Raw genomic sequence first — 22,945 nt, 5'->3', positions numbered from 1 at the left:
TGTGATCCGTGGCGTCAACGTGGTTTAGGCGTGGCTCTGGACAACAGTTCCGCATTCCGACCCGCTGGGGCTCCCAAGGTCGCCTCAATGTGATCGGTACGTACCCGGTGGATTCAAGCGGTGGTCGCAACAGCAGCTTCAAGTCCGTGTAGCGCGTATTCAAAGGCCTCCTTGGGTGTCTGCCACCCCAAGACTTTGCGTGGTCTGGCATTGAGCGTCTTTGCTACAGCCGCGAGGTCGTCTGCGCTGTGCAGGCTCAACTCCGTGCCTTTCGGAAAGTATTGGCGCAAGAGCCCGTTGGTATTTTCGTTTGTCCCTCTCTGCCAAGGGCTTCTCGGCTCGCAGAAATAGATGCCCACCCCCGTGTCCAGGTGCAGGTGTTCGTGCTGACTCATTTCTGCACCCTGATCCCAAGTCAGTGAGCGGCGGAGCTGGGGGGGCACGGTCGTCATCACCCGGGCAATGGCTTCCCGGACGGCCTGAGCACCGTGGCCAGCCAAAGCTGGCCCGTTCTTCACCGGCGCCTGCAGACCATATTCCGGCATCCGGGGCAGGTGCAACAACAGGGTGAAGCGCGTGGTGCGCTCCACGAGTGTGCCGATCGATGAGCTGCCCAACCCGAGGATGAGATCTCCCTCCCAGTGACCGGGCACTTCCCGGTTCGTCGCCTCCTCTGGGCGCGCTTTGAGCATGACCTCGGGAATAACGAACGTTTTGCCCGGGCTGTACCGGCGTGCCCGCGGCACGCGCAGCACTCGGCCCGTCCGGAGACAAGCCGTCAGGTCGTGGCGCGTTGCGCCGCGACCTTCGATGTACAGCGCTTGGTAAATGGCTTCGTGGCTGATGCGCATAGTGTCATCCTCCGGGAAGTCGAGTCGCAAGCGCTGGGCGATTTGTTCTGGACTCCACGCCGCGGTCCACCGCCGAGCCTGTCGCTGACCATGACGGCGGCCCTTCCAAGCCACTGTTGGCCCAGGAATCGGCGTTCCTGTGGCCGAGACCAATACGCCCGACAACCGATCTTCGACATACGTCCGCAAAGTCACGTTGACCGCCAGTTTTGCTGGCTTTGGACGCCGGGCGGCACGCTCGGCGTGCCACTGCGCGGTGGTCGCCCGGTACAATAGGCCACCATTCCGTGTGGCGGCGTTGCGCCGTACCTCACGTGAAATCGTCGATGCCGCTCGCTTCAATCGACGGGCAATCTCGCGAATGCCGAGCTGTTGCGCTCGGGAGAGTGCGATCTCTTCGCGCTCGACAAACGATAAACAGCGCCCAGAAAGGGGGGTTGCTTTTGGGCCTCACGTTGGTGTTGGCATGCCACCGGCCTCCCGGAACCACCGTGTCCCAACCGCTGGCGAGATCCCTGCGCCCGTCGCAGCGTCGACACTCGACCACCCTGCGGCGATCAACGTCCAGAACCGCTGCTGAGCTTCACGCCGTGCCAGTCTTGGCCGTCCTGGTGAACTCATCTTACTCCGTCCAGATCGATCTGACTGCCGTTTCACATGTTTCATCACAACCCCCTGGTTTGAGGTGTTGCGACGACCACTTGAATTCACCCACGCTGCACGGCACAACGCCAGCATTGGAGCTGCGTACGTTGCAGGGCAGGTGCAATCAAGGACAGGTGATCGCCTATCTGGATACCCTTGCTCAGCACAGTGAGCCGTCCCGGCTCACTGTGATCGTCCTCGACAATGCTGCAGTTCATCGGGGCAAAGCCATTCGGGAAAAACAAATCGGTTGGGAAGCCCAGGGCCTGTATCTCCGGTATCTTCCGCCCTATGCACCGTTCCTGAACCTGATTGAGGGGATTTGGAAGCAGATCAAAGGGGTGTTGATGCCCCGCCGCTCCTACAACACTCTGGCTGAACTTGAGGCTGCACTACATCTCGCCCTCAGCGCCATTGGTGCAAAGTTTATCTAAAAAATTATCTTGCTGTACTTAAACAAGGTTTTTAGTGTTTGCCTTTAGCCCTCGCCCCTTGTGGGAGAGGGGCGCTGCACCGCAGCGGGGTGAGGGGAAGTGAGCGCAGCGATTGCTCTTGACCTTCCTTAGACCTTCGACCTTTAGACAAAGCCCCCAGCAACCTCAGACTATTACCCTAAACCCCCGTCGCCACAATCGCCCCCAGCAGCGCAATCGGCGCAGTTTCCGCCCGCAGAATCCGGGGGCCGAGCGTCACCGCCACCGCCCCACGCTCCTGCAACTGCGACACTTCGGGGTCAGAAAATCCGCCTTCCGGCCCAGTCAGAACGGTGACTGGGGCGGCCCAGTTCAGGTGTTCTGCCAACGTAGCGCGGCTGCCGGGATGGGCCAAAAAGAGCGTGCCTGACCACACGAACTCGGCCAAAGGCAGCGGCTCCAGCACTTCGGGCGTCACGGCGCGGCGGGATTGTTTGCTGGCTTCTTCGGCCACCCGGCGCAGGCGCAGCAGCTTTTGCGTGCCAATTTCGCGGACGTCGGCGTGCCGGGTGATGAGGAGTTGAATGCGGGCCACGCCAAGTTCGGTGGCGGCGCGGGTCACGTCGCTCAGCTTGTCGCCCTTGAGGAGCGCGATGGCGAGGGTCACGGGCTGCGGCGTTTCGGCAGTGGCCTGCACGCCCGCGCCCAAAGTCAGCACTGCGCCCAATTCGGTCAGTTCGGTCAGGGTGGCCTCAGCCTCCACGCCCTGTCCATCAAACACGCGCAGGCTGTCGCCGGGGCCGAGGCGCAACACCTGCACATGCCGCGCCTCACGCGGGCCGAGCAAGATGGTGGGCGTGAGGGCGTCTACCTTTATCCGCACGCTCACCTGACAGCCCTCATCGGTGGGCAGGGGCGCGGGCCGTGACCAACACCCATTCGCCGTCTTCACGCACCTGCACGGCCTCGAAGCCTTCCCGGTCTAGCGCTTCACGCACCAGCGGCAGCTTATTGGTCAGGATTCCGGTCAGGATCAGTGGCCCGCCCGCCCGCAACTGCGCGGCGTATTCTCCGGCCAACAGGTCGTGCAGTTCGGCGTACAGGTTGGCTACCAGCACATCAAATGGCTCGTCTTGCCAATCATCCTCTTGCCCACCAGAATTGCCCAGTCCCAAAGAGCCTTCTTCAAAGCGGCTGCGTCCGGCGGGCACGCTGTTGATCTCGGCATTTTCGCGGGCAATCGGAATGGTCAGCGGGTCGATATCGACGCCCAGCGCGTGTTCAGCGCCCAGCAACGCGGCGGCAATCGCCAGCACGCCGCTGCCTGTGCCTACGTCCAGCACGCGCAGGCCAGTCAACTCCAGCGCAGAGAGGGCTTCTACGGCCATGCGCGTAGTGGCGTGGTGGCCCGTGCCGAAGGCCATGCCGGGTTCGATGATCAGCGGCACTTGCCCAGCTTCAACTTCGTGCAGCAGCCAAGGCGGCACGATGGTCAGGCGTCCGGCTTTCACGGGGCGCAAGGTGCGGCGAAATTCGGCCTGCCAGTCCTGCTCGGCTTCCTCTCGCCACTCGCCGTCGGCAATAGCAGGATCAAGGTCGCTCTGGGCGTTGAAATAGGCGCGGATCAGTCCAGCGCGTTCTTCGAGGCCTGTGGCTCCCGCCTCCCACAACAGGTCGAGGTGGGCTTCGCGGGTTTCAAAGGTTCCGGGCAGGTGATACACCAACATAGGCCAGAGTGTAGCGGCTGACCCAGCCCTATACGCTCAGCGCCGTAGGCCCGTACCCCCAACTTCACCCCGCAGGCCCACTAAAATAGTGTACTATTCAACCGGTCAATTACGGGCGAAGGCGTTAGACCTGATCAGCCTCAAGGCAAACGCTGAGGCAGCAACTTTTCCGATTCGTCTAGAACTCGGCGGTCATTCTCATTGTTAATGTGAGATAAAAATAGAGTTGATGTTAAGTGGTTCAACACAAAATGTTGCTCCGCGCAAGCCCCCAGTGGACTGACTTCCTTAACACTTCTGATCTTCAGACTTTAGCCTTACACTTCGGTAACAACCTCTGAACGCAGAGGGCACACTTTGGGGGAACTCCGTGAAAGACAGCCGCAACACATTGCACGCACCTGCCGGGGCGTCTGCCGTTGTGGCGCAGTCTGATAAAAATCGGCCCACCACCCCCAATCCAGTCGCTGCCTACCAAGTGCCGCCCGGAGAAGCCCAACTGTGTCTTCACCCAGATGGACACCTGTCGGTAGAGTCGGCGGCCCCCGACAAGTTGCGGGCGGCGTTGGCATGGCTGCCCTGTATCCGCGAACGCCATGTCACGGCGGCCCGCCTGACCGGACATGTCCTGCTGTCTGACCCCGCCCCCATAGGCATCAGGTGGCCGGGCCAACACCGCCGCACGACCACCGCCGATCTGTGTTTCAGTAGCCCGGGTTTCAGTGGCCCGGTTCAGGGGCAGCACGAGCCGAGCGGAGCCGAAGGGCAAGACAGTGCAGACAAACGGCACACCCGCAATCAACCCCTGTACCTGACGCTCAGTTGGCCCTCCGCCCGGGCTCCCGAAGCACCCGCGCCGCCTGTTGTGACGGCTCTCCCCGCTGCTATTCCGGCACAGATGGTGGGCTGGCTGGCTCTCCCTTTGCCCGCTGCGTTGGCGGCGGCAGTGGCGTACTGGCAGGCGCGGGGCAGCGCGGCTCAGGTTCAATTGAGCGACGGCGTGAAACTGCACACAGAGCAGAACGCGGCGTACAGCGCCCTCGTTTTGGGCATAGAGGCCCACAGTTCGGACTCGGCGCACCGCCCCGCCCTGATCTACGCGCCAGACGGCACCCCGGTAGGCTCACTGTGGATTTGGGAAGGCCGCAGCGAGAGCCAGCCGCAGCGCACATCCAAATCCCGAACAGCCAAAGCCCAAACAGCCAAGCCCCAAACATCCAGCACGCAGACATCCGGAATTCAAGCGGCAAAGACCCAACTTGCCCACCTCCACACGGATCAATCAGCCCCAGAGCAGGCCGCACCCACACAGCAAACGGCTGAGCAGCAGGAACGGGCAGCAGCTTTGCAAGTGCTGACGTTGGTGGCTGCTCAAGCCCGCGCCCAGTGCCGGGCACAGCGGCGCGAGCGGGCCGCGCATCTCGGCAGCGTTCTCAGCGGCGACCTGTTGGCACTGGCCACCCACGACGCCTCCCCCGACGCGCCCCTGCATTCGGCCATGCGCTTGGTAGGGGCCAGAGGCGCGGCGCTGATTACGGTGCAGCGCCCAGAGCCTTCTGCCTCAGAGGTGTCCCCAATCCCGTCCCCCACGTCATCGGTGCAGGTCTTTTGTCCGGTGCAACTGGGCAGCCTCAGCCAGCCGGATCTGAACCGCTTGCTGCGGAGTTCGTTGGTACGGCGGTTGGCAGCGGGCCACGTCGTCACCCCGTTCGTGCTGGCCTTCGGACGCTTTGCGGCGCGTCAGGCGACCTTGGTGGTGCCTCTGCGGGCGGCGGGGCCACTCGCCGGGGCGTGGGTCTTCCAGTGCCCCTACTGGCCGTCTCATCCCAACCCGGAAGCGTGGACGGCGCTGCTGGAGGCGGCCAACCATCCCGCCCACCTGCAAAGCTTGCTGGGCGACCTGCCCGGCTCGGATGCCGATGGACACCTGACCGCCCTGAGCCTGCTGCGGAGTTTGGGGGAAACCGATATTCCGTACACGCTGGCCGAGCGCGGATTGACCCACCTGACGGGGCGCACCGGGGCGCAGTCGGGCACGTACCTGACGGTGCAGACCACACGCGGCACGGAAGGCGGCGCGGCAGACCTGACCTCGATTGTGCAGGTGGGCCAAGAGCAATTGACCGTGCCCCTGAGCATGCTGCGAACCGTTGCCAGCGGCGGCGAACAACTGCTGCTGAGTGCGCCGCATCCGCTGTTATCACTTCCGCTGACCAGCGCCCTGCTCACGCCTATTCAGTCTTCGGGGCGCACCACAGGCGTACTGGCGCTGCTGGACACGCGGGAGGGAGCCAGCCCAGCACCCGAAACACCCGGCCTGCTGGCACTGTTGGCGCAGCGGGTGAGTAGCGCCGCCGAACGCTATGTGGCTCTGCGAACGTTGGCGCACACCCGCGAACAGGCTTTCCGGGTGCTGGGCACGGTGCTGGAATACCGCAGCTACGAAACCAAAGGCCACACTGACCGAGTGACCGAATGGGCGCTGAAACTTGGCCTACACCTCGACCTCGATTTTACCCAACTGACCCACCTCCGCTGGGGCGCGTATCTGCACGACCTCGGCAAAATTGCCATTCCAGACGCCGTACTGCTGAAAACTGGCCCCCTGACGGCGCGGGAGCGCGAGCTGATGCACCAACACGTCACCATTGGCGAGCAAATGCTGAGAGAACAGGAATTCGTGCCGCCCGAAGTGCTGGGTGTGGTGCGCCACCACCACGAACGCTGGGACGGGCGCGGCTACCCCGACGGCTTGGCACAGCACGAAATTCCTATGCTGGCGCGGCTCTTTGCGGTAGTAGACGTCTACGACGCCCTGACCAGCGAGCGCCCCTACAAAAAATCGTGGACTCAACACGACGCCTTGTTCGAGATGCGCCGCATGGCAGGTACGCACCTTGACCCAGACATTTTGGAACAGTTTGAAGGCGTGTTGCGGAGCATGGACGACAGCAGCGCCCCGATAGAGACGACGGAAAGCGGCACGTAATCAAGGATTGCTTGAGCATGTCGAATAGCTGAATCTTGCGGCGGTGTGCAGAGAGTTCCCCGCCCTTCACACTATGGACGGCCCTTCATACGGCTGCTCATCGTCCCAATCCTAATCACTCTGCCAAATCACAGCCGCAACACTCCGAGTCCTGTCCCTCTCAGGCGGCTGCTCCTAGCTCCCCCTCTAGGCTGCACAGGCACGCTCCCCGCCTTCCAACCATCCGTATACTGCGCCCCATGAAGCTTGCCATCGTCGGCGTCGGCAAACTCGGCCTCGCCCTGCTCGAAGGTGTGACCGCCCAGCGCGTCATCGACCCATCCGAAATCGGCCTGCTCGATGTCAATACAGCCCGTGTGCAAGAAATTGCCACCCGCACAGGCGCACGCGTCATCAAGCGGGCAGATTTGGCCTATGCGGGGCGCGTGCTGGTCAGCCTGCAACCCCGCGTCTTCCCCGAAGTCACCGAATGGCTGGCACAGGAAAACACCGGCTACATCAGCACGATGGCGGGCGTGAGTACGGCAACGCTGGTACGGCGACTGGGAACCAAGCGTGTGGTGCGCGTGATGCCCAACTTGGCCGCCACCATTGGCCGCAGCCAAACCGCCATTACCGGGCCACGTGAAGCGCAGGATGCCGGAGACTTGGCTTTTGCCATGACCCTCTTTGGCGCGGTGGGCGACGTGTATGACCTGCCCGAACACCTGTTCAACGCCTTTACGGGCATGAGCGCCAGCGGCCCCGCCTACGCTGCTGTGGTGGCCGAAGCCCTCGCAGACGGGGGCGTGAGAATGGGTCTGCCGCGCCCCCTCGCCAACGAACTCGCCGCCAAATTGTTAGTTGCCAGCGGCGAACTTTTGCAGCAGCGGGCACATCCCGGCCTGCTCAAAGATGAAGTCGCCAGCCCCGGCGGAACCACCATTGCCGGACTGGAAGCGCTGGAAGAAGCGGGCGTGCGAGGCGGCCTGATGAAAGCCGTGATCGCCGCCACCCGCCGCAGCATCGAACTGGGGCGCGATCAGGAGTAGGGGGAGTGCAACCCCCCCGTTGCTCACGCAACGCCCCCCCTCAAGGGGAGGACAACAGCTCTTTTGCGCTCCCCTTGACTGGCACAGCCTGAAGGGAGGCTGGCTGAAAAGCAGACCGGGAGGTTCGCTCAGAACCGTCAACCCAACACCGTTCGAACCGTTGGTGAAGTGGTTCCGCCCTCGACTAACCTTGATTTCTATCGTCCAACACGCCTTTCCCACTGACCGCTGACCACTCACCACTGACAGAACGCCGTAAAAGTCAGACCCGTGTGAGGCCCACTGCTCTAGCGTAGGCCCGATGCGTGTTGCCGCCCTCCTGAGTTCGCTGCTGGTATTGACCTGTGCCCCCGGTGCAGGCGCGGCCCCACCCAGCGGGTACTACCCCCAAAAAACGGGGTTGCGCTGGACTTATTCCAGTGGCGAAACGCAGGAAATCGGCCCGCCTGCGGTGTACAAAGGCGTGCGCGTAGTTCCGGTGGCCCACCAATACGGCAGCACCGTGTACACCCAAGACCTGATGGAATACCGCACCGATGGCAGCGTGTGGCTGCGCGGCGTGAATGCAGGCGGGCGCGTGAACTGGTACACGCCGCCCCTGAACGTGTATCCGCCCGGCCCGCTGACGCCGGGGCAAACGTGGAGCAGCAGCAGCGGCACACTCAAATCGGCCAGCCGGGTTATGGGCGTAGAGCCGGTGCGGGTGGGCAGCACCGCTTACAACGCCCTCCTGATCCGCACCGTGCTGACCAGCGGGGGCCGCCAGAGCATCCAACTGACTTACTTTGTGCCGACGGTGGGCGTGGTGCGCTACCAAACCGCCGACGGCAGCAAGATCGACTTGGTGAAGTAGAGAGCCGGAAAGCCAGAGCGACAGTTCCGTTGCTTCATTCTTCATCTTCAGATTTACGGCAGCGGAAGAGGCAGCGGCCAGCCCGTTCTCATGCATCGGCAGATGACTGAAACAGGCGGGGCAACTTAGGCCACGCCAGCAAAATTTAGCCTGCCAGCACACCTCTACGACTTTCCGACAGCGCCGGAATCAGGATCAGCAGGGGTAAGTTCTCCGCTCATTAAGATACTCCGCCAGATGAGTTTGCGCTGTGATCTGTTCGCCTGACAAACAGATGACTCGGCGCATAGAGTGAACTCCCGGCAAGACCGTAAGACCTACCGCCCCTGCCGGGACACAGGAGAGTGAAAGCCGTGCACATCTACAAGCTGTCTGGCCGAAACGTCGATGTTACCGATGCTATGCGCGATTACGTCGAGGAAAAACTCACGCGGTTGGATCGCTATAGCGACCAGATTACCGACGCACGCGTGACATTGACGGTCAGGGAAGTACGGGATTCAGGACGGCGCAACCGGGTTGAAGTGCAGTTGAACGTGCCACACGGCATTATTCGCGCAGAAGAACACCACGCCGACATGTACGCCGCGATAGACAAGGCCAGCGACGTGCTGGAGCGCCAGCTTCGCAAATTCAAGACCCGCTTCCTGAAGCACCGCACCGAACCCATTCCCGCCCCCGAACCCGGCCTAGCCGAAGCTGCGGTGGCCGCCGGGCTGGACGACGTGAGCGAATTTATGCCCGAAATCGTGCGCCAGAAGAAGTTCGACATGCGCCCCATGAGTGCCGAAGACGCGGTGGCACAGATGGAAGCCCTCGGACACGATTTCTACGTGTTCAAGAACATGACTTCTAACAACTGCAACGTGGTGTACCGCCGCCACGACGGACATTTTGGTTTGATCGAACCCAGCTAAATCACAGAGTATTAGAGGGCCGGGGCCAGAACAATTTCAGTTCTGGCCCCCGCTTCGTATCGGGTGTAGTCCATAAGATTAAGCTTTGGCTAGCGCGTCGGATACGAAGGATGAGGCTTGTTCACCGCTGGATACCTCCTCTTCGTCTGCAAGTTCCATGAAAGGCGAAGGCAGAACCGAATGCACGTCCTTCTCTGTCCCTCATCCGCAACAAAGGACAGCGCAGATTCGCGGCGGGAATGCTACGCTGTGGCGTTTATGATCGCGCATGTGATCAATCCGGGGTCGAGCAGCGTGAAATTGGCGTGTGCAAGGGTTGAACCTAGCTTGAATCCTGCTTTGCCGGGGCAACTGCGGGTAGAACTGGAGCGGGCCGAGTTGCCGCTGTCTGGCCCGCCCAGCATCGAACAGTTGGCCGACCTGAATGCCCAGATTCGTACCCTGACCGCCGACTGGCCCGCACCCGACGCGGTGGTAGGGCGCGGCGGCCTGATCGGGCGCGTACCTGCCGGAACCTACCGAGTCACGCCGGAATTGGCCGAGTACGCGCTGCAAGGCGAGGGCGCGTCGGAACCCGCCAACTTTGGTGGCCCGCTGGCGTTGGCGTTGGCCGAGGTGTGGGGCGTTCCGGCGTACATCGTTGATCCGCAGAGTGTGGACGAACTGCTGCCCGAAGCCCGTGCCACAGGCGTGCAGGGCGTCACGCGGGCTACGCGCTTTCATACCCTGAATGCCCGTGTGGTGGCCCGCCGCGCCGCGCACGAGGTCGGCAAACGGCTGGGCGATGCCAGAGTCGTGGTGGCCCATTTAGGCGCAACCACCAGCGTCACGGCTTTTGATGGAGGCCGCGCCATAGACACCACTGGAACTGGCCCCGACGGTGGCCCGATGGGAGCCATGCAGGGCGGCCCGCTGCCCACCCGCGCCCTGCTGAAGTTGGTGCGCGAACACGGCGAAGCCGCAACCCTGCGGCTGTTGGCCGGAGAAGGCGGCTTCCGCGCCCTGACCGGAAGCGCCAACCTGAAAGATTTGGAAGCCCGTGAACTGAGTGACCCCGCTGTACAGGCCGCCACCGCCGCCTTTGTGCAGCAGGCGTGCAAAGCGATTGGCGAGCAGTGCGCCGCGCTGCCGGGCCGCCCCCACGCCATTGCCCTGACCGGGGGCATTGCCCGCTGGGACGGCCTCGTAGACCGGATAGAACGGCGCGTGGCGTGGATCGCCCCCGTGATCGTGGTGCCCGGAGAACTGGAGCTGGAAGCCTTGGCAGAAGGCGTAGGCCGCGTGCTGCTGGGACTGGAGCAGGTGCGCCAGTGGCCTCACGCCGCGCCAGTGGCGACCCCTGCCGCCGCAAGTTCAGTCACCACCTCTCCCCCGTTGCCCACGCCCAACAGCGAGAACGCTTAGCGTGGCCCGCCGACGACAGGCTGCCCGCGCCGCGCCGGAACCGATTCGGGCCACCAGCATGTGGCGCGTGGATCAGGTCTTTTTGACCCGCAAAGGCCAGCGCGTAGAAGTCATCTGTTCATTGGTGAACGACCGCAGCGGCCTGCGCAACCTTAGTGTGATCGCGCCCACCGAAGACCCCCGCGAGGCTGTGCGGCACGCGGCGCGGTTTATAGCGGGCAAAGGCAACGTGAGCAGCGCCCGAAATGCCCGTGTGCGCTGGACACGGGAACAAAGCACGACGCTGCAAGATGAACTGATTCGTGACGAGCAACTGGAAGACGACTTTCAGGATGAATTTGAAGACATGCTGGCGGCGGTGCGCGACCAGATGCGCTGAGAGAACTACGCAGCGAAGACGGAACGTACCTGAGCCACAACAAAAACCCCCACCTTTCGGCGGGGAATTCTCGTTCTTACTGCTTTGGTTGCAGGGACAGGATTTGAACCTGCGACCTCCGGGTTATGAGCCCGACGAGCTACCGGACTGCTCTACCCTGCGTCAACCTTGGTGTTGCTCAACCGGACACATCAACTGTGCTTTGGTTGCTTTTCACCGTGCCGGACGGTGTTTCTTCCGGCGCTTAGGAATAGTAGCGCGGGTTTTGCGAACTGTCAACACCCTATCTGCACAGGCCACTGCCAAAGCCGCACCTTACGGCGGGGAATCCTACCACCACACGCGGCGCGGGCGGGTAGGCTAGGGCCGTGAGCAACGGCGTCGGCGGGAGTAGGCAACAGGCAGGAACGGCAGGCATTCAGGAGCGCAAGTTGCGGCACATAGAGGCTTGCTTGCGGCCAGAAAGCCAATATGCGGGCGTGACCACCGGGCTAGAATGGGTGGCGTGGCCTTACCGCGCCTTGCCGGGGCTGAATTTGGATGACGTGGAGTTGCAAACGACGTTTTTGGGCCGCACTCTCGCGGCCCCCGTGCTGATCGGCGCGATGACGGGCGGTGCAGAGCGGGCCGCGCACATTAACCGGAATTTGGCGGTGGCGGCGCAGCGCCTCGGCGTGGGCATGATGCTGGGTTCACAGCGCGTGATGCTGGAAAACCCGGCGGCGGCGGCCAGTTTTGAGGTACGCGGCGTGGCCCCCGACATCTTGCTCATCGGCAATTTGGGAGCCGCGCAGTTTTTGCCGACCCGCAGCAGAGGCGCGTATGGCCCCGCCGAAGCTGCCCGCGCCGTGCAGGCGGTGGGGGCCGACGCGCTAGCCATTCACGTCAACCCGCTGCAAGAAGCCCTGCAAGCAGGCGGCGACACGGACTGGGCAGGCATGGCGGCGCGGCTGACTGAGCTGGTGCCGCAACTTGGGTTTCCGGTGGTGCTGAAGGAAGTGGGACACGGACTAGACGCGGCCACGTTGCAGGCGGTATCAGGCGCAGGATTTGCGGCCTTCGACGTGGCAGGCGCGGGCGGCACAAGTTGGGCGCGGGTGGAACAGTTGGTGCATCACGGCCGGGTCATCGCGCCGGATTTATGCGAATTGGGCGTTCCCACCGCGCAGGCCATTCGGGAAGCGAAGCAGGCCGCACCCCATACACCCCTGATCGCGTCGGGCGGCATTCGCACCGGACTGGACGCCGCCCGCGCCCTGAGTTTGGGAGCAACAGCCGTAGCCGTCGCCCGCCCGTTGCTAGAGCCTGCGCTAGACAGTGCCGACGCCGTGGAAGCGTGGCTGCGGCAGTTTATCTACGAGTTGCGGGTGGCTCTGTTTGTGGGCGGTGTTGGGAGTGTGGGGGCGGCGCGGGGGGAATGAGGGGAAGGGTAATCGCTGGCGCTCACTCACCCCCTCCCAGCCTCCCCCCTCAAGGGTGAGGAGCTAACACCCCCGACACCGCCCCCTCAACACGTTCCTGCCCAATTCCGTGTGAGGCCGTCGTCCACGCAGTGGGCGGGCCAATTCCAGTACCAAGACGACTGGCAATTCAGCTTCAAAAGAGGGATTAAGCCGACTTAAAACGCGACAAGATCAATCCTCCTCAGCGGAGCGACAAACTCCCCTGCACCCTTTGGGGGCGGGGGCTGGGGGGTGGGGGAAGACGTGGCAACAGGCCAAGAAACTAAGATTAAATCCATCGCAGAGAACCAAAGCGAGGGCCAAAGCCTCCCCCTACTTAGCCCCCACCCGCTCCACCCGCGCCCCCAGCCCCGTCAGCACCTCATATTCAATCGTGCCGCCCCACTCGGCCACATCCGTCACGGTGAGGCTCCCCGGCCCCCACAGCTCGACCCAATCGCCCAAACCTACGTCTAACCCAGTCACGTCAACCATCAGTTGATCCATGCAGATGCGGCCCAATGTGGGGCGGCGCTGACCTGCCACCAGAACCGACGCCCTCAGCGTGGCGTTGCGCGGGTAGCCGTCGGCGTAACCGATGCCCACTGTGGCGACCAACGTTTCGCTCTGCGCCTGCCACAGCCCGCCATAGCTGACACTTTCGCCGAGGTAAGCGGTGTGAATGTGGGTGATGCGGGCGCGGAGAGTCATGACGGGGGTCAGGGGCAACACAGGGCGCAGGTGCGGGGGCGCAAAACCGTAGCTGGCGAGTCCGGGCCGCGCCAGTCCCATACCGGGAAGTTGGCCCAAACTCAGGATGCCGCCGCCGTTGGAAGCGTGCGCCAGCAGGGGCGGCAACTGCGCCAACACGCCCCGGAACCGCTCTAACTGCGTGTGGGCAAAGCTCAGGTCAGGTTCGTCGGCGCTGGCAAAGTGGGTATACGCGCCTTCCAAAAGGCCCCGTTCGGCCAATCGCTGCCCAATCGCTGCCGCTTCAGCGGGCCGCGCCCCAAGGCGGTTCATGCCAGTATCGATCTTCAAGTGGGCGCGGGCATGGGCGGGCAAGGCATCGGCTTCGGCCAACGAGGCGACGGGCAGGCGTACCCCCAGATCGGCCAGCGGCCCCACTTCATCGGGCGTAGGCGGGGTGAGCAGCAAAATGGGCTTCCCGGTGTTCAGGGCGGCCAATTGTGCGGCTTCACGCGGGGTGGCAACAGCCATGCCCCAGACGGCGGGATGCCGGGCGGCCACCCGCGCCACCAAGTCCAGCCCGTGCCCGTAGGCATCGGCCTTGACGGGCAGCAGCAACGGCACGCCCGCCCGCGCACTCAGGGCACTCAGGTTGCCCGATAAGGCAGAGGCGGAAATGGAGGCCACAGCACGCGCAAGCACCCGCTTATGGTAGCGGCTGAGGCCGGGAATGGAGGGCAGGGCAACTGCATTCTCACGCGGCCCTGCCCGGCTGGGTTGCTGACGCGTGTATCATTTCCGGCAGTGAATACGTTGCCTTCCCCGTCCCGCCCACTGAACGTGCGCCGCGCCGCCGTTGCCACCGCTTTCCTCACGTTCGCCGTGCTGCTGGGCGGCCCAGCCCTCGCCCAAACAGGCGGCATTTTGCCCCTCGTATCGGTGGGCGAAAAGTGGCCGCAGGCGCAGGAAACCTACATTATCCGGGTTTCGGCGCAGGACGCGGGCAAATCGCTGGGCCTCGAAGTCTATTCGCCTACCTTCAATTTGGCCGACTACGTAGATGGACGGCGCGGCGTGGGCTATTTCGGAGACGAACTGTACAAACGCATCGACGTTTTTGAGGGCGTGTTCAGCCTCAGCGGGCCAAATGGATTGGTGGCCGAGCGGCGCTACGGCATGAACCGCGAGCACACGTGGGACAGCCTGTACGCGGGCGGCCTCGCGGCGGGAACGTACACCCTGAAGGTCAGCAGCCGGGGCGACGGCAAAAACTCGTTTGCCCTGCGTACCGCTGCGCCTTTTGCGCTGGAAACAAGCGACTTCAGCGTGAACGCCCGTGACACCGAGCAGACGCCGCTGCTGGCGGCCCGCCTGACCGTCACCCCGGACTGGGTGGGCAAAACGGTGGGCATCCTGAACTACGACGTGGACGGAGCGCGGGAAGCCGAAACGTGGATCATTTTGCCCGGTGGCCGCCGCGTGAACATGACCAGCAGCGAGAACGGCAAAACCGTGACCGAGAAGTTTAATGTGACGGCGGATCAGGTGGGAGAGTGGCAGGTGTTTATCCGGGTGCTACCCACCACCAAGCAGTATTCCAACGCCATTCGCTATTCCTTCCGCCTCAACGATCAGCCTGTAACAGCGCGGGTGGGCGGATTCACGCCGCCCGAAAACATCAAGATCGCCAACCAACTCTTGGTCGATGTGGTTGACCCTCAGGGCCGCCCGATTCCCGGCGCGAGCTACGTGCAGATCGGAGACAGCACCGTGCGCCCACAGTTGCCGCCGGGTTACGTGCCTGTCAGTTCCACCATTTTGGAAGGTACGGGCAACGTGGTCTCGCCCACCGAAATCCGCTATCAGCCCGGTTACAACAAACTGCGCTTCGTGGCCCGCCCGCCCGAAGGCCAACTGAACGTAGACGCAGTCGCCATCTACGGCAGCCAGCGCATTCCGCTCAACGGCATTCCCTTCGAGGTGGCGGGCCGCACCCTCACCACGCCCAACACCGTGCCGCTGGCCCCCGGCGACTATCCCATTAAACCCACGCCCATTCCCGGCAGCACCTTTACGCCGCCGCTGGCTGGGCGCGTCGTGGACGGCAGCACGGGCCGCGTCACCATCGAATACCTCGTGAAAACAGAAATCACGCTGATTACTGCCCCCGACATTTTGAACGCCTGCGACGTGACCCAACTGACGGCCACCGCCAAAACCGAATTCCCGTATCGCCTGCCCGCCCGCCTGAAACTGAACTTGCCCGCAGGCTGGACAAGCGACTACCCGCTGGAACTCCCCGGAGACTTCAGCGCCGGACAACCTCTGCGCCTGAAAGCCCCCGTGCGCGTATGCCGCAGCGACACCGCCGAAGCGATCCTTGACCCGATTGATCTGCGAACGACTGGTGTAGCCCGCGTGCGCAACCCCGGCGGCGCGAATGTGACCCGCAATGTGCAGGGCGGCGCACGGGCCAGCCTCGCCAAAACGGTAGAAGCCAGCGCCCAAAGTGCGGCTGGGACGACGGGCGGCGCGGCAGGCTACACGGTCACGTTGGTGCTGACCGTAGACAGCACACTGGAAAATGTGCGGATCGGTGACCCACTGCCCACCGGAAGCGGCACACCCGCCGTGCGCGGCCCGATTGCCGTGCAAGGGCCAAGCCTCGCCAACGTGAATCCCCGCGTAGAGGGCGACAATCTCATTCTGACCCGCGTGATTCCCGGCACCTACACCTTCACCTACACGCTGTTTACCGATCAGCCTGCTGACCGAGTGGTCACGGCTCCCGACATCGGGTGGTGAACGGCGGGTGGGCAGGACAGGCAGCCAGAGTTTGGTATGCAAGTTCGCGGCAATTGTGGCGAATGTCGGCTAAGCTGGGGGCATGAAGCGGGCGCTGTTGTTGCTGTGCGCCGCCGCCGGGTTGGTGGCGTGCGGTGGGCTGGCCTCGCCGCCTGCTCCCAGTGCCGGAGACCTGCTGAGTGCGCCCACGACGCTGAATCTGGCGGGCCGCACCGTGAAACTGGACGCCACTCCGCAACTGGCCCAAAGCACACTGAATCTGCGCGTTCGGTTGCAGACCACGCAAAAGCAGTTGCCCAAGCTGAAAGTGATGGGCGTGTATATGGTCACGGCAGGAGGGGTCTGGAACGCACCGCCGCAGGCTGCACGCGCCTGTGATGCCCGGAGCCGCTGCACACAGGTCATCGCCAGTGGCCCCGCACAGGGTCTCAAGGCCGCAGCGGGTGTGCAGGTGGTGGTCAACCTCAGCGGCGCAGATGGCCGCACCTACTGGCTCCGGGACGCGGTAAGCAGCATTACCCAGAGTCAGAGCAGTCAGGGCAATGGACATCAGCCCATGCTGACGGCCCAGAGCGCCATCAATTTTTCCGCGCAATAGTTCTCGGCACATCGGAAAAGCCGCCCAATTGACGGGGCGGCTGTTTCGTTAGAGTTTATTGTCGTTAGGGTTTATTACTGAGCGGCAGCGTAACGGCGGGCCACTTCGTCCCAGTTCACGGCGTTCCAGAAAGCCTTCAGGTAATCGGGGCGCTTGTTCTGGTAGTTGAGGTAATAGGCGTGTTCCCACACGTCCACACCCAAAATCGGCGTGCCGCTGACGCCCGCAACGGCCTCGCCCATCAGGGGGCTGTCTTGGTTGGCAGTGGACACGACGGCCAATTTGCCGCCCTGCACAACCAGCCACGCCCAACCACTGCCGAAGCGGGTCTTGGCGGCGTCTTCAAACTTTTCCTTGAAAGCGTCGAAGGAACCGAACGCGTCGTTGATGGCCTGCTCGACTTCGGGGGTGGGCTGACCTGTGCCGCCCGCGCCCAACACCGTCCAGAACAGGCTGTGATTGGCGTGACCGCCCGCGTTATTGCGGAGAACATTCTTCTTGTCGGCGGGTACCTGATCCAGCTTGGTAATCAGTTCTTCTACGGGCAGGTCTGCGAATTCGGTGCCGTCCAGCGCCTTGTTCGCGTTGTCGATGTAGGCCTGATGGTGCTTGGTGTGATGGATTTCCATCGTGCGGCCATCAATATGGGGTTCGAGGGCGTCGTAGGCGTAAGGCAGGGTGGGGAGGGAATAGGCCATGTCAACGTGCTCCTTTCGTGGGGCCAGAAGGTCACACCGCCCGCACGGTGCGGGGATGGTCTGGCATTGGCCTTCTATCTTACGCGGGCCTGATGTGCGGCGGGCAGGAGGCAGACACTAAGGGGTGTTTTAAGAAAACTCTCACGTAGTGGGGAAGTGGAATTCTCAAAACCTCTCCGTGCTCGGAACGCAGATCAACCCAACGCACCCCCTGTACCGCCTACAACCCACAGCCTACGTCACCAACGCTTTGCGGATGCCCTCGCTGGCGCGTTGTAAGCGGGCGGCCAGTTCAGGAACGCGGGCATCGGGTAGGCGGCTGGACGGGGCCGACAAACTCAGCGCGGCAACCGTCTGCCCCCCACCGTCCAATACAGGCACGGCCACGCAGCGCACGCCCAATTCCCGTTCTTCGTTGTCTAGGGCGTACCCGGTACGCCGCACTTCTTCCAACTCGGTCAGGTAGGCGGCGGGCGTGGTCAGGGTGTGCGGCGTAAAGGCTTGAAACGACATGTCGGCTACGGCGCGGCTTACTTCTTCGGCGGGTTGCCATGCCAACAGAGCCTTGCCCGCGCCTGTGCAATGCAGCGGCACCCGCGCCCCGATTTGGGTAAACATCCGCATCAGCCCGCGCCCTTCTTCTTGATGGACATACACCACGTCGGGCGCTTGCAGGACGGCCAAGTTCACGGTTTCACCCAGTTCCGCCACCACGGCTTGCATTTCAGGCCGCGCTGCCGGAATCAGTCCGCCCGCGCCCAAGTACGCCTGCCCGGTGGCGAACGCCTGCACGCCCACCCGCCACTGGCCCGCCGATTCCTGCGCGAATCCCTGCGCCTGCAACGTGTGCAGCAAGCGGTACGCGGTGCTGGCATTCAGGCCCGCGTGCCGCGCCGCGTCGCCCAGCGTGAGGGGGCCATGTTGCCCCAACGCCCGCAACACGGTCAGGCCGCGTTCCAGCGTGCGAACGGGTTCGGTATCGCCCGTGCGAGTGCGCCCCGGACGGCGGGCAGGGCCAGTCATATCGGTGGTCAGGCCAGCTCCCGGTAGCCGCTGAGCGTCAGGAAATCCACCAGCGGGCGCACGGTGGCGACTTCATGAAACAGGGCGGCGGCCTGTGCGTGTTCTTCGCGGCCCAGAGCGTCCAGTTCCTCGTTCAGCAGGCGCTCTACCAACGCTTCGGTCACCTGCCCGCCGCCCGACAGCGTGGCCCCATGTCTCAGCCATTGCCAGATTTGCGCCCGCGAAATTTCGGCGGTGGCGGCGTCTTCCATCAGGTTGTGAATGGGCACCGCGCCCGCCCCGCGCAGCCACGCCCGCAGATATTGCAGCGCCACGTTGATGTTCACGCGCAGGCCGTCCTCGCTGATGTCGCCCTCTGGCACTTGCAACAAATCGGCGGCTGTGACCACGAAATCGGCCTGTTTGCCCGATTCGATCTGGTTGGGCGTGGGCATCAGTTCGTCAAACACCTCGTGGGCAAGGGCCACCATGCCGGGGTGCGCCACCCACGTTCCATCGTGGCCATCGCCCGCCTCGCGCTGCTTGTCGCGCCGCACCTGATCGAAGGCGCGGGCGTTGGCGGCCTCATCGTTCTTGACCGGAATAAACGCGCTCATGCCGCCAATGGCGTGTGCGCCGCGCTTGTGGCAGGTCTGAATGGCGAGGCGGCTGTAAGAGCGCATCATGTGAGCTTCCATCGTCACTTGGGCGCGGCCCGGCAACAGCATCGCCGGGTCTTCACGGAACTTCTTGATGATGCTGAAAATGTAGTCCCAGCGCCCGCAATTCAGGCCCGCCGAATGCTCGCGCAACTCGTACAGAATCTCGTCCATCTCGAAGGCCGCCAAAATCGTTTCGATCAGGCAGGTGGCGCGAATACTGCTGCGCGGCACCCCCACCGTGTCTTCGGCGTGGTTGAACACATCGTTCCAGAGACGGGCCTCCAAGTGCGATTCCATCTTGGGCAGATAGAAATACGGCCCGCTGCCCCGGCTCAGCAATTCGGCGGCGTTGTGAAAGAAATACAACCCAAAGTCAAACAGGCTGCCGCTGACGATTTCACCGTCTACCATCACATGCTTTTCGGGCAGATGCCAGCCGCGTGGCCGCACCAGCAACGTGGCCGTTTGTTCGTTCAGGCGGTAGCTTTTGCCGCCCTGCTCCAGCGTAATCGTGCGCCGCACCGCGTCGGCTAGGTTTTGCTGGCCCGCCACCATGTTGGCCCAACTGGGGCTGGAGGCATCCTCGAAATCGGCCATAAACACCTTCGCGCCGCTGTTGAGTGCGTTGATGATCATTTTGCGGTCTACCGGGCCAGTGATTTCCACCCGGCGGTCATTCAGATCGGCTTTGGGAGCCACAACCTTCCACTCTCCGGCGCGAATATGGGCCGTTTCGGGCAGGAAGTCCGGCTTCTCGCCCGCATCCAGCCGCAGTTGCCGCGCTTCACGGGCCGCCAACAGTTCCAGACGGCGCGGATTGAATCGGCGGTGCAAGTCGGCCACGAAAGCCAAAGCTTCCGGCCTCAGCACGCCCGCTTGGTCAGGCGTAATGGGTGTGGAGAGGGTCAAACCAGCGGGCAGAGCATCGGACATAGGGGCAACCTCCGGGTGATGAGCGGCTAAATTTCACCTGATGAAATATGTTTTTCAAATTCATTCTAACAACTTGGCGGCCTCTCCTCTGCCGTGTCGGGCGACACTGGGCGGGGGACAGCAAGAGAAAGGCTGAAGCTTGGTGGCTCCAGCCTTTGGTAAGAAAATCGAATATTCATTTCGTTGGGCGGCTATGGCTGCTCGTGGCCCCCTCACCCCGCTCCTGCGGAGCGCCCCTCTCCCACAAGGGGCGAGGGCAAATAGCAAGTGCAGAGAGCAATGTTTTGCTCCCTCACCCTTGAGGGGGAGGGCTGGGACTCGTAGAGCTGCGCTAGCAGAGGGGGTGAGTGAGCGCCAGCGATTACCCTTCAGACGGCCCCTAGCTCCCCCGATAAGTGCTGTAAGACCAAGGCGAGACCAGCAGCGGAACGTGGTAATGCGCGGCAGTGTCGGCCACCGTAAACCGCAGCGCCACCACATCCAAAAATGGCGGCTGGGATACTCCGGCCAAGCCTTCGAAGTAGGCGGCGACATGAAAAGTCAGTTCATAAGTGCCGATGGTGAGCGTGCCGCGTTCGATCAGGGGCGCGTCGGTGCGTCCGTCTTGGTTGGTCATGGCGGTGTTTAGGAGTCGGCGCTGCCCACCCTCCTCCACCGCGTGCAACTGGATGGAAATGCCCGCCGCTGGACGCCCCCGCGCCGTATCCAGCACATGGGTACTCAGGCCCGCGCCTACGCTGATGCCCGCGCTCATGCCCGCTCCACCCAGCCCTCGATTTGGCCGTAGGGTTCCGCGTCGGCATGAAACACCGTGTTGGGGTTCTGAATACCGTGCCGCTCGGTGTTGTAGCGGATGTGGTGGCGGTTGGGAAACGAGAAATGCACCCGGCTGATTTCGGGACACAGCGTCAAAATAGCCTCGCCCATGCGGTACAACGTGTTTTGCACACTGGGCGAATAATGATCGGTGAAGGTGTCCAGAATGGTCTGGTACACACGCCCCCACACGGCATCGTAATCGCAGTCTGGCACGGCATATTCCCACTTGGCGGTCACCACTGTCGCCAGAATCCGGTCATTGGTTTCGGGCAGCGTGGTGAACTGCTCCATCAGGTAGCCTTCCCAGCCGCTCTGGGTGGTTTTCAGCACGTACAGTTCGTCAATGCCGCTGGTTACGGTAAATGTCTGCCCGTCGCCTTCCACGACAGCGGTGTGCTTGGGCATCTGCCGCACGAAGGAATGGTCATGCTCTTTCCCATCTACGGTCAATCTCTGCCACTGATGCTCGGTGAAATAGGCCGTCGCCCGCGCCACTTTTGGCCCCTGAGACACGAAATGACGGATCAGAGTCTTGCCGTAGTCTTCCACGCTGCCCGTGAATCCGTCCACGGCGAGGCCATAAATCGTGTTGCGCACCGTATCGGTGGCAAGCAAATCGGTATTGTCGCCCGACACATGGGCGGCGTCAAAATCACCTTCCATCGCCACGCGCACCCATACGTCTTTAATCTCGTGGCGCGGCGCATCGCGGAAGACTTTGAAGAGCCGCACATCGGCCTTGCCGTAGTTGTTGGCTCCCAACTTCACCTTGACTTTGGTAGGCGTCATGGTTCCACTTTGCACCAAATCCAGCACCCGCAGGCGAGCAATCCGGCCAATCTCGTGCAGGGCAGCGGCGCGTTCCTGTTCCGGCGTGTTGCTCAGGCGGCGGCGTGCGCCCTCAAAAATGCTGGCTTTGGTATTTTCACGCACGCAGACCACGTAGGGCAAGCCGAATTGCTCGTGGTAGGCCGCATTCAGGCGGTGAAACTCGGCGTATTCGTCGGGCGTCAGACGGTCTAGTCCGGCCGAGGCCTGCTCGTTGGCGCTTTCCAAGGTCAATTCTCCGGCCAGCGCGGCTTTGCCCGCCAAATCCGGGTGGGCGCGGATCAGGGCCACTTGCGCTTCCGGCGAGTCCTGTTGCACGGCGGCGGCAAAAGCGGCAGCAATCGCCTCGGCATCGGCAAAGGGGCGCTGCTGTGCGGCGTGGCGGGCATAGTGCGGCGAATGCTCCAGCACCCCGGCAAAGGCAGCAGCAAAAGGCTGCTCACTCAGGGCGTTGATTTCGGTCAGGGTCAGAGGTGGTGCTGGATTTGGGCGAGTCAAGAGAGCCTCCGGGCGCAGTTGGGAAAGAGATGAAATTTACTTTGACGCCTAACGATCTGGGTTGACTTCATGGTAAGGATGGCACAGGCGGGCGTCAAGGGAATCCGGGCTGCTTGGACGGCTGGCCGCGCTCTCCCCCTTGTCGGCGGCCAAATGGGGCGTGTTAAGCTCTCGGTGCGCCTATGACCCCCACCAAGACCCAGCATTTGCTCGAACGGATTCGTACCGACTGGCACCGGGAAAAACCGGACATAGACCCCAGCCCGATGTTGACTTTTTTGCTGCTGGCCCGTTTGCAAGGTGCGCTGGGACGGCATGTAGAGCAGACCTATACCCCCACCGACATCAATCCATCGGGCTGGGATTTGCTGCTGACCCTGCGCCGCAGCGCCCCCGACGCGGGCCTCACACCCACCGAACTCAGCAACCTGAGCGCCATCACGGGGGCCAGCATTACCAACCGGGTATCGCGCCTAATAGACAAGGGGCTGGTAGAGCGCCGGGGCAGCGAGACAGACCGTCGCAGCGCCCGCATTCGCCTGACCAACGCGGGCCGCGAACTCGTGGATACGCTGTTGCCCCGTCATGTGCAGCACGAAGCCGCCGTGCTGGACGTGTTGACGCCGGAAGAACGGGCAGAGTTGGAGCGGCTGGCGCACAAGTTGCTGGCGCATGTGGAAAGTGCCGAAGAGTAGCTGGGGCGGCGGAGGGTATAAGGGACTGGAGCGGGTTCGGTTGCTGAATTGCCCCGCTGCTACGCA

19 protein-coding genes, 1 tRNA gene and 1 pseudogene are annotated in these 22,945 nt (G+C 63.0%); 11 read left to right on the top strand and 10 right to left on the bottom strand.

The window, feature by feature from the left end; genetic code table 11:
• Positions 1-113: 113 nt before the first annotated feature.
• A pseudogene (locus E7T06_RS17960) lies at positions 114-1,517 on the bottom strand (IS30 family transposase).
• 35 nt (positions 1,518-1,552) lie between these two features.
• On the opposite strand from E7T06_RS17960, the gene E7T06_RS17955 reads away from it, so the two are divergent.
• Positions 1,553-1,930 (top strand): transposase, encoded by a 378-nt coding sequence (locus E7T06_RS17955; protein WP_168733626.1) that lies wholly within the window; start codon positions 1,553-1,555, stop codon positions 1,928-1,930.
• 178 nt (positions 1,931-2,108) lie between these two features.
• Here E7T06_RS17955 and E7T06_RS17950 read toward each other — a convergent pair whose 3' ends face one another.
• Both E7T06_RS17950 and E7T06_RS17945 read right to left on the bottom strand, forming a co-directional pair.
• A complete protein-coding gene (locus E7T06_RS17950) occupies positions 2,109-2,798 on the bottom strand; it encodes a 16S rRNA (uracil(1498)-N(3))-methyltransferase (protein WP_136367133.1) in 690 nt (229 codons plus the stop codon).
• Between the two features lie 10 nt (positions 2,799-2,808).
• A complete protein-coding gene (locus E7T06_RS17945) occupies positions 2,809-3,636 on the bottom strand; it encodes a 50S ribosomal protein L11 methyltransferase (protein WP_136367132.1) in 828 nt (275 codons plus the stop codon).
• A gap of 370 nt (positions 3,637-4,006) precedes the next feature.
• Here E7T06_RS17945 and E7T06_RS21940 point away from each other — a divergent pair, with 370 nt between their 5' ends.
• From E7T06_RS21940 to E7T06_RS17915, 6 genes are all read left to right on the top strand, one after another.
• Positions 4,007-6,625, top strand: a complete 2,619-nt coding sequence (locus E7T06_RS21940) for an HD-GYP domain-containing protein (RefSeq protein WP_240741159.1) — start codon at positions 4,007-4,009, stop codon at positions 6,623-6,625.
• A gap of 239 nt (positions 6,626-6,864) precedes the next feature.
• Positions 6,865-7,656, top strand: a complete 792-nt coding sequence (gene proC, locus E7T06_RS17935; protein ID WP_136367131.1) for a pyrroline-5-carboxylate reductase — start codon at positions 6,865-6,867, stop codon at positions 7,654-7,656.
• Positions 7,657-7,957: 301 nt separating this feature from the next.
• Positions 7,958-8,509 (top strand): hypothetical protein, encoded by a 552-nt coding sequence (locus E7T06_RS17930; protein ID WP_136367130.1) that lies wholly within the window; start codon positions 7,958-7,960, stop codon positions 8,507-8,509.
• A gap of 353 nt (positions 8,510-8,862) precedes the next feature.
• Positions 8,863-9,426 carry a ribosome-associated translation inhibitor RaiA gene (gene raiA, locus E7T06_RS17925; RefSeq protein ID WP_136367137.1) on the top strand — a complete coding sequence of 188 codons (564 nt, stop codon included), beginning with the start codon at positions 8,863-8,865 and terminating at the stop codon, positions 9,424-9,426.
• Positions 9,427-9,684: 258 nt separating this feature from the next.
• The gene (locus E7T06_RS17920; protein ID WP_136367129.1) at positions 9,685-10,830 is read left to right on the top strand and encodes a butyrate kinase; all 1,146 of its coding nucleotides are present in this window, start codon (positions 9,685-9,687) and stop codon (positions 10,828-10,830) included.
• A 1-nt stretch (position 10,831) separates the two neighbouring features.
• A complete protein-coding gene (locus tag E7T06_RS17915; protein WP_168733625.1) occupies positions 10,832-11,209 on the top strand; it encodes a hypothetical protein in 378 nt (125 codons plus the stop codon).
• 85 nt (positions 11,210-11,294) lie between these two features.
• Here the strand turns inward: E7T06_RS17915 and E7T06_RS17910 are convergent.
• Positions 11,295-11,371 (bottom strand) — tRNA-Met (locus tag E7T06_RS17910).
• Positions 11,372-11,577: 206 nt separating this feature from the next.
• Between E7T06_RS17910 and fni the strand changes: the two genes are divergently transcribed.
• Positions 11,578-12,630, top strand: coding sequence for a type 2 isopentenyl-diphosphate Delta-isomerase (fni, locus tag E7T06_RS17905; RefSeq protein ID WP_136367128.1), 1,053 nt, complete (start codon positions 11,578-11,580; stop codon positions 12,628-12,630).
• A 354-nt stretch (positions 12,631-12,984) separates the two neighbouring features.
• Here fni and alr read toward each other — a convergent pair whose 3' ends face one another.
• On the bottom strand, positions 12,985-14,043 hold the full coding sequence (gene alr / locus E7T06_RS17900) for an alanine racemase (RefSeq protein ID WP_136367127.1): 1,059 nt from the start codon (positions 14,041-14,043) through the stop codon (positions 12,985-12,987).
• A gap of 102 nt (positions 14,044-14,145) precedes the next feature.
• On the opposite strand from alr, the gene E7T06_RS17895 reads away from it, so the two are divergent.
• Positions 14,146-16,146: a hypothetical protein gene (locus E7T06_RS17895; protein ID WP_136367126.1), complete on the top strand. Its 2,001-nt coding sequence runs from the start codon at positions 14,146-14,148 to the stop codon at positions 16,144-16,146.
• Positions 16,147-16,228: 82 nt separating this feature from the next.
• Positions 16,229-16,744: a hypothetical protein gene (locus E7T06_RS17890; protein WP_136367125.1), complete on the top strand. Its 516-nt coding sequence runs from the start codon at positions 16,229-16,231 to the stop codon at positions 16,742-16,744.
• 74 nt (positions 16,745-16,818) lie between these two features.
• On the opposite strand, the gene sodA is transcribed toward E7T06_RS17890, so the two are convergent.
• The 5 genes from sodA to pucL all read right to left on the bottom strand — a co-directional run bounded on the left by sodA (position 16,819) and on the right by pucL (position 22,184).
• Positions 16,819-17,442, bottom strand: coding sequence for a superoxide dismutase [Mn] (gene sodA, locus E7T06_RS17885; RefSeq protein WP_136367124.1), 624 nt, complete (start codon positions 17,440-17,442; stop codon positions 16,819-16,821).
• 234 nt (positions 17,443-17,676) lie between these two features.
• On the bottom strand, positions 17,677-18,465 hold the full coding sequence (locus tag E7T06_RS17880; RefSeq protein ID WP_136367123.1) for an IclR family transcriptional regulator: 789 nt from the start codon (positions 18,463-18,465) through the stop codon (positions 17,677-17,679).
• Between the two features lie 8 nt (positions 18,466-18,473).
• A complete protein-coding gene (gene aceB / locus E7T06_RS17875; RefSeq protein ID WP_136367122.1) occupies positions 18,474-20,039 on the bottom strand; it encodes a malate synthase A in 1,566 nt (521 codons plus the stop codon).
• A gap of 379 nt (positions 20,040-20,418) precedes the next feature.
• Positions 20,419-20,793, bottom strand: a complete 375-nt coding sequence (uraH, locus tag E7T06_RS17870; protein WP_136367121.1) for a hydroxyisourate hydrolase — start codon at positions 20,791-20,793, stop codon at positions 20,419-20,421.
• A complete protein-coding gene (pucL, locus tag E7T06_RS17865) occupies positions 20,790-22,184 on the bottom strand; it encodes a factor-independent urate hydroxylase (RefSeq protein WP_136367120.1) in 1,395 nt (464 codons plus the stop codon). The genes uraH and pucL overlap by 4 nt, the downstream gene beginning before the upstream one ends.
• A gap of 182 nt (positions 22,185-22,366) precedes the next feature.
• Here pucL and E7T06_RS17860 point away from each other — a divergent pair, with 182 nt between their 5' ends.
• Complete coding sequence (locus tag E7T06_RS17860) at positions 22,367-22,879, top strand: MarR family transcriptional regulator (protein ID WP_136367119.1); 513 nt, start codon at positions 22,367-22,369, stop codon at positions 22,877-22,879.
• Positions 22,880-22,945: the final 66 nt, after the last annotated feature.

Origin of the sequence: Deinococcus sp. Arct2-2, from assembly GCF_004801315.1 — a bacterium.
In the GTDB taxonomy this organism is placed as follows: domain Bacteria; phylum Deinococcota; class Deinococci; order Deinococcales; family Deinococcaceae; genus Deinococcus.
This window is presented reverse-complemented; position numbering and strand designations above follow the sequence as displayed.